The organism is Catenulispora sp. EB89, from assembly GCF_041261445.1.
In the GTDB taxonomy this organism is placed as follows: domain Bacteria; phylum Actinomycetota; class Actinomycetes; order Streptomycetales; family Catenulisporaceae; genus Catenulispora.
Window position 1 is genome coordinate 246,492 of record NZ_JBGCCU010000014.1, and the last position, 15,930, is coordinate 262,421.

The 15,930-nt window shown below is 66.0% G+C and carries 14 protein-coding genes; 5 read left to right on the plus strand and 9 right to left on the minus strand.

The genetic code is table 11. The annotated features are described in order from the left end of the window. Positions 1–235 precede the first annotated feature (235 nt). The 5 genes from ABH920_RS28180 to ABH920_RS28200 are packed head-to-tail and all read right to left on the minus strand — an operon-like array spanning position 236 to position 7,697. Positions 236–850, minus strand: a complete 615-nt coding sequence (locus tag ABH920_RS28180) for a hypothetical protein (protein WP_370352169.1) — start codon at positions 848–850, stop codon at positions 236–238. Positions 851–882: 32 nt separating this feature from the next. After that, a complete protein-coding gene (gene narI, locus ABH920_RS28185) occupies positions 883–1,608 on the minus strand; it encodes a respiratory nitrate reductase subunit gamma (protein WP_370352170.1) in 726 nt (241 codons plus the stop codon). Positions 1,609–1,621: 13 nt separating this feature from the next. After that, positions 1,622–2,332: a nitrate reductase molybdenum cofactor assembly chaperone gene (gene narJ, locus ABH920_RS28190; protein ID WP_370352171.1), complete on the minus strand. Its 711-nt coding sequence runs from the start codon at positions 2,330–2,332 to the stop codon at positions 1,622–1,624. Continuing rightward, on the minus strand, positions 2,332–3,912 hold the full coding sequence (gene narH / locus ABH920_RS28195) for a nitrate reductase subunit beta (protein WP_370352172.1): 1,581 nt from the start codon (positions 3,910–3,912) through the stop codon (positions 2,332–2,334). The genes narJ and narH overlap by 1 nt, the downstream gene beginning before the upstream one ends. Beyond that, positions 3,912–7,697 (minus strand): nitrate reductase subunit alpha, encoded by a 3,786-nt coding sequence (locus ABH920_RS28200; RefSeq protein WP_370352173.1) that lies wholly within the window; start codon positions 7,695–7,697, stop codon positions 3,912–3,914. The genes narH and ABH920_RS28200 overlap by 1 nt, the downstream gene beginning before the upstream one ends. 179 nt (positions 7,698–7,876) lie before the next feature. Here ABH920_RS28200 and ABH920_RS28205 point away from each other — a divergent pair, with 179 nt between their 5' ends. Next, positions 7,877–8,317 carry an SRPBCC domain-containing protein gene (locus tag ABH920_RS28205; RefSeq protein WP_370352174.1) on the plus strand — a complete coding sequence of 147 codons (441 nt, stop codon included), beginning with the start codon at positions 7,877–7,879 and terminating at the stop codon, positions 8,315–8,317. 17 nt (positions 8,318–8,334) lie between these two features. Continuing rightward, positions 8,335–8,727 carry an ArsR/SmtB family transcription factor gene (locus tag ABH920_RS28210; protein ID WP_370352175.1) on the plus strand — a complete coding sequence of 131 codons (393 nt, stop codon included), beginning with the start codon at positions 8,335–8,337 and terminating at the stop codon, positions 8,725–8,727. Between the two features lie 233 nt (positions 8,728–8,960). On the opposite strand, the gene ABH920_RS28215 is transcribed toward ABH920_RS28210, so the two are convergent. The 3 genes from ABH920_RS28215 to paaI form a co-directional block, all read right to left on the minus strand. Next, positions 8,961–9,962 carry an N-acetylglucosamine kinase gene (locus tag ABH920_RS28215; protein ID WP_370352176.1) on the minus strand — a complete coding sequence of 334 codons (1,002 nt, stop codon included), beginning with the start codon at positions 9,960–9,962 and terminating at the stop codon, positions 8,961–8,963. Between the two features lie 34 nt (positions 9,963–9,996). Then, positions 9,997–10,215: a hypothetical protein gene (locus ABH920_RS28220; RefSeq protein ID WP_370352177.1), complete on the minus strand. Its 219-nt coding sequence runs from the start codon at positions 10,213–10,215 to the stop codon at positions 9,997–9,999. A 133-nt stretch (positions 10,216–10,348) separates the two neighbouring features. Beyond that, the gene (gene paaI / locus ABH920_RS28225) at positions 10,349–10,801 is read right to left on the minus strand and encodes a hydroxyphenylacetyl-CoA thioesterase PaaI (protein WP_370352178.1); all 453 of its coding nucleotides are present in this window, start codon (positions 10,799–10,801) and stop codon (positions 10,349–10,351) included. Between the two features lie 155 nt (positions 10,802–10,956). Here paaI and ABH920_RS28230 point away from each other — a divergent pair, with 155 nt between their 5' ends. Then, positions 10,957–12,378, plus strand: coding sequence for a recombinase family protein (locus tag ABH920_RS28230; protein ID WP_370352179.1), 1,422 nt, complete (start codon positions 10,957–10,959; stop codon positions 12,376–12,378). 309 nt (positions 12,379–12,687) lie between these two features. Next, positions 12,688–13,011, plus strand: a complete 324-nt coding sequence (locus tag ABH920_RS28235) for a hypothetical protein (RefSeq protein ID WP_370352180.1) — start codon at positions 12,688–12,690, stop codon at positions 13,009–13,011. A gap of 113 nt (positions 13,012–13,124) precedes the next feature. On the opposite strand, the gene ABH920_RS28240 is transcribed toward ABH920_RS28235, so the two are convergent. Continuing rightward, entirely contained in the window at positions 13,125–13,967 is an 843-nt protein-coding gene (locus ABH920_RS28240) for a hypothetical protein (RefSeq protein WP_370352181.1), read from the minus strand. Between the two features lie 277 nt (positions 13,968–14,244). Here ABH920_RS28240 and ABH920_RS28245 point away from each other — a divergent pair, with 277 nt between their 5' ends. Then, the gene (locus ABH920_RS28245) at positions 14,245–15,498 is read left to right on the plus strand and encodes a CHAP domain-containing protein (RefSeq protein WP_370352182.1); all 1,254 of its coding nucleotides are present in this window, start codon (positions 14,245–14,247) and stop codon (positions 15,496–15,498) included. Positions 15,499–15,930: the final 432 nt, after the last annotated feature.

Genomic DNA, 15,930 nt, shown 5'->3' on the forward strand with positions numbered 1-15,930 from the left:
GGGCACGATGGCCCGTGGTTTACGTTCGCTAGTGAGCCGACTTCGAGATTCGCCAGCACAATTGGCGCAGATCTCGAAGTCGGCTCACTAGCCTGCTTGAGCCACCACTGGCCAAAGCTCGGCCTTGGCGCGGGGGCATGACCTGCGGATGGCTCGTCGGCGCTTCTATCGGCGTGGTCGCTGGTCGAGCGAAATGTGGCCGGCGCGGGCGTGCCTCAGTGGTCCGTCGGCGGCATCAGTCCTGCGGCGGCTGCTCGCTGGTGCCGGCGCGGACCTTCCGCAGTGCCCGTACCTGCGTGTTCGACGTGATGCGGATCAGTTTGGCTGCGTGGTGTTCCTCGGCGAGGGTGAGGGTTGGGGGCTTCAGGTCGCGGTTGGTGGTGAGGCGGGGGGAGTTGAGGGCTGTGTCGAGGAGGTAGGCGGGGCCGGCGGTGCGGTTCGACTTGCGTTGGTGGTGGCGGGCGCGGGCTTGGCGGAAGCGGAGGCGCGTGGTGCCGAGGCCGGGGTAGGCGAGGCGGATGGCCATGGTGGTGACGCGGTGGGTTTCGATCGACAGGATCGCGGTGGCGCGGGGCAGGAAGTGCGGGGCCCACTCCTCGCCTTCGGCGATCCAGCGGTCGGTGGCGGCGAGGGATGTGGCTGTCGTCGCCAGGTCGCCGCGGCGGCTGTACTCGATGAGGCGGAGCGGCTTCAGGCCCAGGGTCTGGGGGAGGTAGAGCTCGAAGATGCTGCGGTTCATCGGTGGGCTCAGGACGACGACTCGGGTGCAGTTCCCGGCGAGTAGTCGGGCCCAGAGGTCGGCGTTGATGGGCGGCCGGTCCGTGGCTTCGTCCCCCGAGTCGGAGTGCATGGGCGCAGGCTAGTGCGCCAGCCCGCACGGCGTCAGCTCCCGATTCGCTCCCAGCCGCGGCGTGCCGGGGCCTCGGAGAGGCCGCGGGGGTCGCGGCTGCGGTAGACGATGTACGGGCGGAACAGGTACTGGACTGGCGCGCTGAACATGTGCACGAGGCGTGTGAAGGGCAGCAGGGCGAAGAGCAGCAGGCCGATCGCCGCGTGCACCTGGAACACCACCGGTGCCTGAGCCATCAGGCCGGTCTTCGGTTGCAGCACGAACAGGCTGCGGGCCCAGGGCGCGATGGTCGCGCGGTAGTCGTAGCCTGCGTGGATGCCGGCGTGCGTCAGCTTGGCGACCAGGCCCATGACGATCGCCGCCAGTAGCACCACGTACATCAGCTTGTCGTTGCGGGTGGCGGCGCGGAACACCGCCGGCGTCGTGCGGCGGCGGTAGATCAGCGTCAGGATGCCGATGACGGCCAGCGCCCCGGCAGCGGTGCCGCCGAACAGGGACAGCAGGTTGTATCCGTGCTCGGTCAGCCCCAGAGCGTTCGTCCAGGAAGAAGGGATGAACAGCCCCATCAGGTGTCCGACGAACACGAACAGGATCCCGTAGTGGAACATCGGCGAGGCGATGTTCAGAATCCGCCGCTCGTAGCTCTCCGAGGACCGCGTCGTCCAGCCGAACTTGTCGTACCGGTAGCGCCACGCCAGGCCGGTGACCAGGATCGCGGCGGCGACATAGGGAAGCGCGCCCCAAAGGAACGTCTTCACGTCGAGAGCTCCTCTAACGGTCCGGGGCCAGAATGGGCAGCAGGTCGAGGTGACCGTACGGACGCAACGCCGCAGTGTCCGGATCCAGCCCGACGGTCTCGCGCGGCGGCCCGGCGGAGGCCAGCGCACGTGCGGCGGCCCGGTCCTTCGGCGACGCGCCCGGCAACGTGGAGCACACCGCCTCCAGCACGGAGGCGTAGGCGGTGCCGTGTTCGGCGAGCGCCAGCCTCAGCAGTTCCAGGCCGGGACGGTGACGCAGCAGGAGCCCGCGATCCCCGCTCGCGGCGACGAACTCCAGGACCACCGGCAGGTAGTCCGGAAGCTCTGCCTCGGTGAACAGAAACCCGGCATCCCGGAACACGGCCTTCAGCTCGACCAGCGACGCGCCACGGCGCCGCGTGTCCCCGTCGAGCCACCACGTCAGATACAGGCTGTGCCGGTTCTTGAAGTCGAACACGTCGACGTAGTGGGAGCAGGCGTCGACCATCGGGGTCGAAGAAGCTTGATCGAGGAAAGCGATCAGCTTGCGGGCAGCAGCGCCGCCAGCCGACTCCAGTGCGGACCGCACTAAGGGAAGACGCTCGCGCCACGCGGCATCGGGATAGTCGAGCAGACGCGCAGAGGCCTGAAGTACCACCCGGTCGCGTCGGCTGATCGATGTCGCGCCGGGCGATCCAGAACCTTTGAAGCCGTGGGATCCAGAGCCTTTGAAGAGGCCGGCCATCAGACCTCCTCCTCCCGATCCGCCGTCTGCCGCCGCCGCATAGCGTGGAAACTCTCCAGAGATATCAACGGCAGCGCCTTCTTCCCCGAGTCGTCCCCGAACGGCCCGGCCACACCGTCCGCCTCACCATCGGCGCTGTCGTAGTCAACGCTGCACCCGCCGCCGAGCGCCGCCTCCTCTATAGCGTGCGCATCAGCCATCGCCGCAGTAGGAATCACATAGCGTTCCTCGTACTTGGCGATCGCCAGAAGCCGGTACATCTCCTCGATCTCCACCGATGGCACTTCAGGTGTAGTATCGAGGTTCAGCTCCCGCATATAAGCGCGCATCGCAGCGAGGCGTCCGAGCGCTGTGCGTACCGGAACCACATCCCCTGCGGTGAACAATCCAGCGAGGTATTCGATCGGGATCCGCAGCGCATCGATTGCGCCGAACAGGTTGTCCGCGTCCTCGCCGTCATACCCGGACTCCGAGACCGCCTCGACAACCGGCGACAGAGGCGGGATGTACCAGACCATCGGCATAGTGCGGAACTCCGGATGCAACGGCAGCGCCACCTTGTAGTCGCAGATCAGCTTGCGGACTGGAGAACGCCGCGCTGCCTCCATCCACTCAAAAGGGATGCCGGCAGCCTCTGCGGCGCGCGCGACCTCTGCGTCGTTCGGATCCAGGAACACGCCGAGTTGCGCCTCATACAAGTCGCGGTCATCAGCAGTCTCCGCCGCAGCCGCTACCCGATCCGCGTCGTAAAGCATCACCCCGAGATACCGCAGCCGCCCCGGACACGTCTCTGAGCAGACAGTGGGAAGCCCCACCTCTACCCGCGGATAGCAGAACGTGCACTTCTCCGCCTTACCGGTCCGGTGGTTGAAGTAGATCTTCTTGTACGGACACGCAGTGACGCACTGCCGCCACCCCCTGCACCGGTCCTGATCGACCAACACGATGCCGTCCTCGCTCCGCTTATAGAGCGCACCGGACGGACAAGAAGCCACACACGCAGGGTTCAGACAGTGTTCGCAGATCCGCGGCAGATAGAACATGAACGCTTCCTCAAAGGAGAAGCGCACCTTCTCCCCGATCTCCTCGCGCATCTTCTGCACGATCGGATCGTCAGGCCCATGCTCAGGTGCCCCGCCGAGGTCGTCGTCCCAGTTCGCGCTCCAGCGCACGGTGTCCATCGGCTTGCCGGTGAGCAGCGACCGGGGCCGCGCGACCGGATAGTCGTTGCCCAGGGGCGCCTGCTGGAGGTTCCCGTAGTCGTACGTCCAGGGCTCGTAGTAGTCCTCGACAGTCGGCAGCACCGGATTGGCGAAGATCTCAGCGAGCTTCTTCAGCCGCCCGCCCTGCTTCAGCTTCAACCGGCCGCGCCGGTTCAGCTCCCAGCCGCCCTTCCACTTCTCCTGGTCGGAGTACCGCCGCGGATATCCCAGCCCGGGACGCGTCTCCACGTTGTTGAACCAGACGTACTCCATCCCGCGCCGGTTGGTCCACGTCTGCTTGCACGTCACCGAGCACGCATGGCAGCCGATGCACTTGTCGAGGTTCATCACCATCGCGATCTGAGCCATGACGCGCATCAGTACTCGACCTCCTGCGAACGCCGCCGGATGACAGTGACCTCGTCGCGCTGGTTCCCGGTCGGCCCCAGATAGTTGAAGGCCCAGGACAACTGGGCATAGCCGCCGATGAGGTGAGTCGGCTTGAGCATGACCCGGGTCAGGGAGTTGTGGATCCCGCCGCGCTTGCCCGTGGTCTCGGTCTTGGGGACGCCTACCGTGCGGTCCTGCGCGTGGTGCATATAGACCGTCCCCTGCGGCATCCGATGGGAGACGATCGCGCGCGCCACCACCACGCCGTTGCGGTTGACCGCCTCGATCCAGTCGTTGTCGCGCACGCCGATCGCGGCGGCGTCCTTCTCCGACATCCAGATGACCTGTCCGCCGCGCGACAGCGAGAGCATGAACAGGTTGTCCTGGTACTCGGAGTGGATGGACCACTTGTTGTGCGGGGTCAGGTACCTGACGGTGACCTCGTTCTGCCCGTCCGGTCCGAGCCGCGGCTCCCCGAACAGCCGGTTCATGTCCAGCGGCGGCCGGTAGACCGGCAGCGCCTCGCCGAACTCGTGGATCCAGTCGTGGTCGAGGTAGAAGTGCTGGCGGCCGGTGAGGGTGTGCCAGGGCTTGAGGTGTTCGGTGTTCAGCGTGAACGGCGCGTAGCGGCGTCCGCCGGCTTCGCTGCCGGACCACTCCGGCGAGGTGATCACCGGGACCGGGGCGGCCTGGGTGTCGGCGTAGGTGATCTGCTTGCCCTCGTGTTCGGCTGCCAGGTGCGCGAACTCCTTGCCGACGCGCTTTTCCAGCTGGTGGAAGCCCTGGACGGCCAGCCGTCCGTTGCTGGTGCCCGACAGGTGCAGGATCGCGTTGCAGGCCTTGACGTCGGTGTCCAGCAGCGGCCGGCCGTCGGCGGGGCCGCCGCGCGCCGTGCCGTTGAGCGCCTTGAGCGCGGTGACTTCCTCGTCGGGGACGAACTTCAGGCCCTTGACCGGCAGCCCGAGCTTCTCCACGTTCGGCCCGAGCGCCGCCATCTTCGCCGCGACCGCCGTGTAGTCGCGCTCGACGACGGCCAGCGCCGGCATCGTCCTGCCCGGCACGGGTTCGCACTGGCCGAGCCGCCAGTCCCGGACGACGCCGCCGGGCTGCGCGGTCTCGCCGGGCGTGTCGTGCTGCAGCGGCGTGGCGACGAGGTCGTGCCGGGTGTCCAGGCGGCCCTCGGCCAGTTCGCTGAAGCGCCGCGCGATGGTGTGGAACGCAGTGAAGTCGGTGCGCGCCTGCCACGGCGGGTCGACGGCGGGGCTGAAGGAGTGGATGAAGGGGTGCATGTCCGTGGAGGACAAGTCGTGCTTCTCGTACCAGGTGGCGGCGGGCAGCACGACGTCGGACAGCAGCGCCGAGGACGTCATCCGGAAGTCCAGTGACAGCAGCAGGTCGAGCTTGCCCTGCGGCGCCTCCGGGTGCCATTTCACGTCGCGGGGTCGCACGTCATCGCGTGCTTCCTCGGCGCTGAGTGAGGAGTGCGTTCCCAGCAGGTGCTTGGCGAAGTACTCCGCGCCCTTGGCGGAGGACCCCAGCAGGTTCGCGCGCCACAGTGTTAGGACCCGTGGCCAGTTCTCCGGCGCGTCGGGGTCTTCGCCGGCGAATCCGAGCCGTCCGGCCTTGAGCTCGTCGACGACGTGGTCGGCCGGTTCCTTCCCGGCGGCCTTCGCCTCGTCGACGAGGTCCAGCGGGTTCCGGTCGAACGTCGGGTAGGACGGCATCCAGCCCAGGCGTGAGGCGCGCGCCAGGCAGTCCGCGCCGGACATGCCCTTCATGGCGCCGGAGGCCAGGGGCGAGGTGAGGACTTCGGTGCGGAACTGGTCGTAGCGCCACTGGTCGGTGTTCAGGTAGAAGAACCCTGCGCCGATGGCCTGGCGGGGCGGCCGGGACCAGTCGTTGGCCGAGGCCAGGGTGGCCCAGCCGGTGGCGGGGCGGCATTTCTCCTGGCCGACGTAGTGGGCCCAGCCGCCGCCGTTGCGGCCCTGGCAGCCGGTGAGGGTGAGCAGGGCCAGGAAGGACCGGTAGATGGTCTCGGAGTGGAACCAGTGGTTGGTGCCGGCGCCCATCAGGATCATGCAGCGGCCGCCGGACTTGGTCGCGGTGTCGGCGAACTCGCGGGCGATCTTGACGGCGAGCCGGGCCGGGACCGAGGTCTGCGCCTCGGCCCAGGCCGGGGTGCCGGGGGCGGTGGCGTCGTCGTAGCCGGTGGGCCAGATGCCGGGCAGGTCCGCGCGGGCCACGCCGTACTGGGCCAGGAGCAGGTCGTAGACCGTGGTGACGAGCGGGCCGCCGGGGTGCAGGCGGACGGCCGGGACGCCGCGGGTGTGGATCTCGCCGCGGCCCTGGCCGTGCCGGCCGCCGTCGGTGTCGAAGCGGGTGAGCAGGACCTCGGCGGGGATGGCTTCGGGCAGGCCGAGCAGGCTCAGGCGGGGTTCGACGTCGTCCAGGTCCAGGTTCCAGCGGCCTTCGCCGGAGGCGGTCCAGCGGAAGCCGAGGGAGCCGTTGGGGACGACGGGGCGGCCGGTGGCGGTGTCGAGGATGACGGTTTTCCAGTCGGCGCCTTCGGTTTCGGCGGTGGTTTCGGCGGTGGTCTCGGCGGTGGTCTCGTCAGCGGTCTCGTCAGCGGTTTCGTCAGCGCCGGTGTCCAGATCCGCGGCGCGGACGAACTTGTCGGGGACGTAGTAGCCGCCCCTGTCGTGTTCGGTCAGCGTGACCAGGAACGGCAGGTCGGTGAACTGTTTGACGTAGGAGTCGAAGAACTCGTTGTGGGTGTCGACGAAGTGCTCTTTGAGGATGACGTGCCCCATGGCGATGGCCAGCGCGGCGTCGGTGCCGGGATGCGGGTGCAGCCATTCGTCGGCGAACTTGGCGTTGTCGGCGTAGTCGGGGGCGACGACCACGACCTTCTGGCCGCGATAGCGCGCCTCGGCCATCCAGTGCGCGTCGGGGGTTCGGGTCACCGGGACGTTGGAGCCCCACATGATCAGGTAGGCGGCGTCCCACCAGTCGCCGGACTCGGGGACGTCGGTCTGGTCGCCGAAAACCTGCGGGGAGGCGACGGGGAGGTCGGCGTACCAATCGTAGAACGACAGCATGGTGCCGCCGATGAGCGACATGAAGCGCGCGCCGGAGGCGTGGGAGACCATGGACATGGCCGGGATCGGGGAGAAGCCGGCGATGCGGTCGGGGCCGTGTTCCTTGATGGTGTGGACGTGTGCCGCGGCGATGATGTCCACTGCTTCGTCCCAGGTGGCGCGGACCAGGCCGCCTTTGCCGCGGGCGTTCTGGTAGGCGCGGCGGCGTTCGGGGTCTGACTGGATCGCGGCCCAGGCGGCGATCGGATCCCCGCCGGCGGCCTTCTTGGCGGCGCGGAACTGTTCGAGCAGTACGCCGCGGATGTAGGGGTGGCGTACGCGCGAGGGGGAGTAGGTGTACCAGGAGAAGGAGGCGCCGCGCGGGCAGCCGCGCGGCTCGTATTCGGGGCGGTCCGGGCCGACGGAGGGGTAGTCGGTGGCCTGCGTCTCCCAGGTGATGATGCCGTCTTTGACGTAGACCTTCCAGCGGCACGAGCCGGTGCAGTTGACGCCGTGGGTGGAGTACACGATCTTGTCGTGGTTCCAGCGGTCGCGGTAGAAGACGTCGCCTTCGCGGCCGCCCTGGTAGGCGACGCTGTGCAGGTCCGGGGAGGTGGTGCCGCGGTGGAAGTACTTGCCGGCGGCAAGCAGGAGCGCGTCGGGCTCCTTCGGCTGCTTGGATCCGTCGCGCGGCACCGGGCCTCCTCGCTCGCAGATGGTCTTCACCCTTGGTGGTGACCCGTGTGGGGGCGGCGAACCGATCGGTCACCTGTCCGGAGCAGCGGTGATGGCATATGTGCAACCTTAGGGTTGCGCGTCGCGGAGCAATGTGCAACTCTGGAGTTGCAGGTTACGAACGAGCGAAGGAGCACATCATGACCACCGACATCCAGGACCGCATCGAGCGCGAGACCCTGATCGCCGCCTCCCAGGACCGCGTCTGGTCGCTGGTGACCGAGCCCGGCTTCTGGGTCGCCCCGACCGGCGCCACCGCGGCCGTCGGCCAGACCACGGTCGCCCACGACGACAAGTACGGCGACTTCCCGGTGCGAGTGGAGAAGGTCGACCCCAAGAGCTACGTCTCCTACCGGTGGGCCAGTGCCTACGGCGGCGAGGCGCTGCGCGAGGGCATCACGACGCTGATCGAGTTCACGCTCACCCCCGAGGGTGACGGCACCCGGCTGCGCGTGGTCGAGAGCGGCTTCGCGGTGCTGGACGGGAGCGAGGACGTGCGGCGCGGGGCGCTGAAGGACAATACGTCGGGGTGGGCTGAGGTGATGGACGCGTTCAAGAAGCGCGCTGAAGAGGCGGCGTGAGGTCGCAGGGGGTTTCGATGGATGAGGCGGGTTCGGAGGGCGGCGTTCTGGCCGAGCCGGTCGACGAGGTGCTGACGGCGCTCGCCGATCCGACCCGGCGGCGTCTGCTGGACCTGCTGGCTGCGCGGGGGGCCGCGTCGGCGACGGAGTTGGCGGGGGATCTGCCGGTGACCAGGCAGGCGGTGGTGAAGCACCTGGCGGTGCTGGACGCCGCCGGGCTGGTCGCCGGCCGCCGCATGGGGCGCGAGGTGCGCTACGAGGTGCGGTCGGCGGCGCTGGACGCGACGGCGCGGTGGATGGCGACCTTGGCCGCGGACTGGGATCGGCGGCTGGCGCGGATCAAGGCGGTCGCGGAGGCCGCCGAGGCGGCGGAGGCTGCGGAGGTTGCGGCGCGCGACGGCGATCGGTGAACGTGGCGTGCTCGCGACAGCGGCCGGTGAGGGTGCCGACCGTGCACGCGTCGCAACACTGCGCTTACCCGACACTTGCTTCTCAACGCATGTATGGCGCGCACGTCCCCGGATGACGGCTGGCCGCCGCTCTTAACGTGTTTTTCAGGTCGATCTGCGACCCTTTCGAGCTCCGGTGATTCGCGCTGCTGTCGACAGCGCGAATCACCGGAGCCTGCTTTCCGGGGTGTGCCTCAGGCCGGGATCGGCGCGTCGGCGCCCCAGCGTCCCACCCCGTAGCGCACCGCGCCGACGACCGGTGCGTCGGTCACCACGGTGATCGGGCCGGGGGCGCGTTCCCGGACACGTGCCAGCAACCTGGGATGTCCCGCGGCCGCCACCGAGCCGCCGAGCAGCACGTCCGGGGCGTCCAGGTCCAGGCGGCGGGCGGCCGAGGCGGCCATGCCGGCGATCTCGTCGGCTAGGACGTCGATCAGCCAGCCCGCGATCTCGTCGCCGGCGTCGGCGGCCGCGAACACCGCCGGGGCCAGTTCGGCCAGGCGGCGGTCGGACTCCTGGCCGCGGTGGATGGCCAGGACTACGTCCAGGGCCTGCGGGCGCCCGAAGTGCGACGTGACCGCGTCGAGCAGCAGGGTCGCCGGGCCGCGGCCGTCCTCGGCGCGCACCGCCCACCACAGCGCCGCGCGTCCCAGGTCCCCGCCGCCGCCCCAGTCGCCGGACTCCCAGCCCAGGCCCGGGAACGTCGCGGTGCGGCCGTCGGGGGCGACCGCCACGCAGTTGATGCCGGTGCCGCAGACGACTGCGACGCCCTGGCGGCGCGGCGAGCCCGCGTAGAGGACGGCGAAGGTGTCGTTGGCGACGTAGACCTCGTCGGCCCAGCCGCGCGCCTCGACCTCGGCCTGGAGGGTGGAGATCTCCTCCGGGAGGTCGGCGCCGGCCAGGAAGGCCGCGATGCCGCGGACCCGGGTGACGGGGCCGATGGTGATCTGCTCTTCGCCGGTGTCGGCGGCGCCGTCGTGCGTCAGCTGATCGCCGTCGCCCGACAGCACCTGCGCCACCAGCCCGTCCAGCACGGCCATCGCCGCCGGCACGCCCAGCGCCTGCGGCCGGAACGGCCCGCCGATCGCCCGGCGCACCGGCGTGCCGTCTGCCCGGACCAGGCGCACGTCGGTCTTGCTGTTGCCGCCGTCGACCGCGAGCAGCAGATCGGCGTGGCGTCGCTCGGCGGTGCTCATGGGCGGCACCCTATCGGGACGCGGCGATCACCACTCACTCGCCGCTGGGCGGCACCTTCGGACGCGGCTTGACCGCCAGCGGACTGATCCCCACCATCGTCAGTCCGGCCCGCGCGTAGCTCCGGAACACCGCGCTCGCCGCCCGGCACATCACGCACCGGGCCCGCTCCCGTCGCCAGGCCCCGGACAGCTCGCGCCCGAGTTCGTCGGCGTACTGCTCGAACACCACCCGGTCCCGGTCGGCGACGGACATCGGCGGCTCCTGACTGTGACAGACAGATGTGATCTGGGTTACAGGCATATTGCCGACACCTGCTTGAAAGGTCAACGACCATCGAGCACCCATCGAGAACCGGCAAGCGAGCGGCGATGACCAGCGAGGGCCGTCAGCGGCCGCCGATGACCCGGCTGCGGCCGCGGAACTCCGCGACGATCTCCTCGGCCGCCCCGGCCGCCCCGCTCGCGGCGTCCGAACCCCCGCGCGCCACCGTCACGTCGTAGATCCCGCTCCGCCCGAACACCACCCGCTCGACCGCCCGCGCCGTCAGCACGTCCCCCTCGGCCACCGGCGCCAGAAAGCTGACGTCCGCCCCGGCGGCGACCGTCGCCGGCCCGTGGCTGTTGCAGGCCAGCGCGAACGCGGTGTCGGCGAGCAGGAACACGTACCCGCCGTGCCCGATCGCGTGCCCGTTCAGCATCGACGCGGCCACCCGCATCCGCGCCACGGCCCGCCCCGGCGCCAGCTCGACCAGCTCGATCCCCAGCCCCGCCGAGGCCTTGTCCGCGTCGAACATCCGGCGTGCCGCGGCCAGCCCGGCCGCCTCTTCATCGGTGTGCATGCCAGCGACTTTATGACGCCGCCGATCCCGCCGGCCGCACCGCCTCCCGCAGCTCGCCGTAGGCCGCGGCGAGGGAGTCGAGGTTGTAGTGCGCGTTCAGCCCTCTCAATGTATTGAGGATTATACCCAAAATGGTATAATGAGGGTATATCCATATGAAGCGGGACAACTCAACACCACTCGTCACTCCGTACGCCCGTATCTCAGATACGGATGAAGAGCGTGCACCTGGTCTCGACCGGCAGCTTCGTAGTGTCCTGCCACTCATCGAGGCGCGTGGTGGAGTCGCAACGCGCGAGTACATCGACAACGACAAGTCAGCGTATAAGCCAGAGGTCATCCGCGACGAAGGCTTTGAACCCTGGCTTCAAGACTTCATCGCCGCTAAGAACGACGGCATCGCTGGTTGGGATCTGGATCGGATCTTTCGGCAGCCTACTGACCTGGAGCGGGTCATCAAGGCGTACTGTGACGCCTACTTCAAGCAGAAGCGCCCCAAGCCTGTTCTCTGGCTTCCCTCCATGAGCATCGACCTCACGGATGAGGACGGTCAGATGATCGCTCGCATGTTGGTGAATATCGCCAACCACTCCAGCGCGAAGACGGTAAAGCGGGTGACCAACTTCTACCGAGACGAAGCGCTGAGGGGGAACGTCTTCAGCAACTACCCAGCGTTCTACCGCAACGCTGACGGCTCGATCAACGAGGACAAGGCTGTCATCACAACCAAGGCCATCGCGGATGTGTTCGCTGGTATGCGTCCTACAGCTATCGCTGAAGAGTGGCGGGAGAAGTGCATCACGACCGCTCGTGGCGGTCGAGTCACGGGGGAGACCGTGCGCCGTATCTTGATCGCGCCGGGTATCGCTGGCCTGGCGGTGTACAAGAAGGAACTCCTGCTCGACAAGGAGGGCCAGCGGGTCAAGCGGGCTGATGGTGGGCTCATCGACGTGCCGACCTGGGAAGCGCTCTGCGAACTCTTGAAGCCAAAGCCTGATCGCCGTCGTCCAACGAGGGGGCTCCTGAGCCGAGTTCTGCGGTGCGGTCGGTGTGGCTCAAAGCTAGTGCGTGCTCCTAAGAGTGACCACTACTTCACGTACAACTGCCAGTCCAAGGATGCAGGCGGGTGCGCTGGTCTGGGCATCTCAGGCCCGAGACTCGATCAGCAGATCACGGCCCTTGTACTGGCGTACCTCGACCAACCGATCGAAGCGTCTGAGCCGGAGGTCGCTCCCGACACGACCCGACTCGACGAGGTAACTGCGAAAATCACCGAACTCATGACGGCGTACCGAGCTGGTGAGATGTCGGGCTCGCTGGTGTTCCCGTCCATTAAAGAGCTTGAGGATGAACAGAAGACGCTGCGTTCACAGGTAGCGCGCCAGGTGCGAAAGACGAGGCAGGTCACGTCAGTGGCCGAGGAGTGGCCGACGCTCGCATTCGACCGGAAACAAGCGATTCTTGATGAGCTCTTCGAGGCGATAGTCATCGCACCCGCACATGGGGTGCGCGAGAAGGGGCGTCAGACTACGTACGACGAGAATCGGGTGACAGTGGTGTGGCGGTCATCCAAGTAGGAGCTGACGCATCTTAGCTAGACGAGCCTTCGACAGCTTCGGTGCGTGAGCAAGTTGAAGCGTCACCCAGTCCCGCTCTTTGACGAGGGCGGGACTTTTAGGTTGTCGCTGTTCGATTTGCGATGGTGTGGGCGCTTGCATGGAGGTGGAGGCCATAATCTGTAATCAATTATATTACAAAACTTCCAGCAAGTCATCAGATACGACGACCGTTGCCAATTCCACCATATCTATCTACGCATGTTGTGTGTAATAAATAGTTAGTGGGCCGTGAACGTATCGGTCTAACCTTCAAACAGTGGAGCAGAAATGGCAATCGTTTCTCGCAAGGTGTCCGACCTGAGCGGTCAGGACGGCGCGGATCACGAGTTCGCGACGGTCGTCGTCAGGCAGCACCCCGAACTCGACCAGCCGAAAGCCCTGGACGTCCTGGCCGCCGAGGTCGAGGGGTTCAAGGAGATCGGCGACCTGGTGGTGCTGGAGGTGAGTCTGCCGACCGGCCACACCAAGAACGTGGCCATGAAGTTGGCGGACTTCAACAAGCTGGCGCCCGACATGGCGAAGGTGCTCAACGAGGCGCGCGGCACTCGCGGGCGCGTTCCCGGTACCCGTGTCGGTAACGGCAACGGGTAATCCCCCAAGCTCCATCTCCTACCAACGCTCCCGGTAGTTGAGATGGAAAACCCCCGTCCTGACGATCCGCAAGGGTTGTCGGGACGGGGGCGTTTTAATTGTTGCTGCGGAGTCTAGTAGCTCAAAGACTTGATGATGAGGAGTGCGTCGTTGTAGGAGGCGTCGCTTTGGAAAGCGCTCACCGGCTTCGAAGTCGGGGTGCCGCTAGCACTGCTATAGAGCATGCTAATGACATCATATAGCGGCGCACCTGATTTGTCCGTAACATTTTTACTCGGTGGAAGTGCTGCGGAACTTGTCGGAGCTGTACCAACAGATCCAGCAGCCGTGACATTCGAGCCAGAAGCACCACCTGAGCCAAACCCAAGGTAGTAGTTGCCACCCAGTGTCGATATGGGCGTTGCTGAAAGCACCGTACCGAAGTACGCTCCGCCGTTCGCGCCGCCATCTCCTGTGTCTATCGAGAGCGTGAGGCCAGTAGGGCTGACCAACTTCGCGTAGTCAATTCCAGGAGTTGCTGGTATATCAGCTGTCCCGCCGGGCGTGCTGGAGTTCGTAAGCGTCCAAGTCGATGGGTACTTAAAACTAGCCTTCTCATACTTCAACGTTGCACTCTGCCAACCAGCATACGGATCAGTCGTTGGCGTTGTTGTAGGTGTTGTCTTCGCTGGAGCCGCCTGCTTCTGTAACTCAGCTATCTGGTTGTTCTTGGCGGTGACATCAGAACTGAGCTGACGATTTTGCTGCCAGGCGTAGACGGAGAAGGCAATCGCAGCTACGGCGATTACGCCGAGGACTATAGCGCTCGTGATTAAGAGTGACTTCTGGCGGCCGGCTGCACCGTCATGCTTTAGTGGGTTGTGGGTTAGTGGGTTTTCGTTCATACTTCTCAGAATAATATCATAAACTGGCTCGATTTCCACCCCTTGGTCGTGTTCTCGCGCCATAGTTCTCATGCTTTGGATTATAGAGGCGTTCATTTAAAATGAGCGATCAGACGCGTTTCTCATCTGTAACCAGAAAGGGTTTAGGCATTCCCGCCACGCGTCCCCTTTAGCGTCCAGGGAAAGGATGAGAACCTTGAAAACTAAAAAGGTAAGACGGAAGACGCTCACGCGTCTTCGTGCCCTCCTGTTGGCTGTGAGCCTTGTGCTTGCTGGCTTGACGGGGGTGGTGGGTAGCGCGGGGCCAGCGCGGGCGGACGTAACCCCGCTCCTCCAGGGGAGCGTGTGGTTGAACGGCAGCGGCGTTAACGTCTGTGCACCCAGCACCGACCCGACCTGCGGTGGTCAGACACACGTAGGCGGCTGGAGCGGCGTCAACTGGTACGAGTGTGTTGAACTCGCTCAGCGTCTCTACAAGAGCATGGGCTGGTACGGCGGCATCTTCGCGGGTGTCAGCTACGCCACGGACATCTACAACAATGCTGCCAACCTGGGTATGACTACCCAAGCCAATGGCAGTATTACGTCCATCGTTCCCGGCGACATGATCGTGTCGGCAGGATCGACGTACGACGGCGGGGCTGGGCACGTGGCGATCGTTGATTCGGTCGACATCGCCAACTCCAAAGTGAACGCGGTTGAGCAGAACAGCTACAACAACCAGCCGCGCACGAGCTACGGTTTCTCCAACAAAACGCTCACGCGTACCGATGGAGCAACCGGGCCAATCATGGGGTTGGTACACAGCCCGAACGACACTTTGTCGGGCTCGTCCACCTCCACCGCCGTCTGGCAGTGGTACCTCCGAAGCGACGACACCACGAGTGGTGCGGCGTACACGTCATTCAGCTACGGCGCGGTGGCAACCGACCACCCTGTGACCGGCGACTGGGACGGAAACGGGACCTACACACCGGGCATCGTTCGCAATGTGAACGGTGCGTGGGAGTGGGATCTCCGTAACGACAACAGCGACGGTGGTGCGTTCATCTCGTACACCTTCGGGCTCGCTACCGACATCCCAATCGTCGGCAAGTGGGGTACGTCGGGGATTTCTACGCCAGGAGTCGTTCGCAACGTGAACGGCGCGCTGGTGTGGTACCTGCGGAACAACAACGACCCATCGGGCGGTGCATTCACCTCGTTCAGTTACGGAGCAGCGGCCACGGATCACGTGGTCGTTGGTGACTGGACGGGCGACGGCATCACGAAGGCTGGTCTTGCCCGCAACCAGAACGGGAGCTGGGTGTGGTACCTCCGGAATAACAACGATGCTTCTGGTGGTGCCTTCGTTTCATTCAGCTACGGCGCGGTGGCAACTGACACACCGGAAGCGGGTGCGTGGCTCGGGAACGGCGTGTTCACGCCTGGGCTCGCCCGGAGCAACAATGGTGTGTTGACGTGGTATCTGCGTAACAACAACGACCCGTCAGGCGGTGCGTTTGTGTCGTTCGACTACGGGTCGGCTACCGACATCCCGATCGTCGGGGACTGGCGCGGCAACGGGCTGAGTACGCCGGGAGTAGTTCGCGCGAGTAGTTAGCTTGTGGTGGTGCAAGCTGGCTGGGCGATACGTCGCCTCCAGCGACGACACCCAGCCAGCCACGCCCTGTTCCATATAAACAGACTCGCTTCCGATGGAGCTTGAGTTCACGAACCTGCTCGGTGGGAGCAGGATTTTTTATGCCCCGAGCCAGAAGAAGGCTGGGTTCAACGTCCGCAGCCGGCGCTGCGGAAGACCCTGAGCGCCATGGCGGCAGCGTGTGGATGGTTGGTCGCAGTGACCAGCGACACGTCGTGAACCGATGTGTTCTAATATGTCCTCCAACAGGGGTGGGAGTGTGCAGGCACAGCCCTTGACATGGCCTCTCTCGGTAAGTTGACCCGTTCCACCCCTGTTAGCTAACGTCGCAAAATGGTTGTTGTGCGACGCATAGTCTCTAGTAATCTTCCTTCTTGAGAGTATACTGAGAGC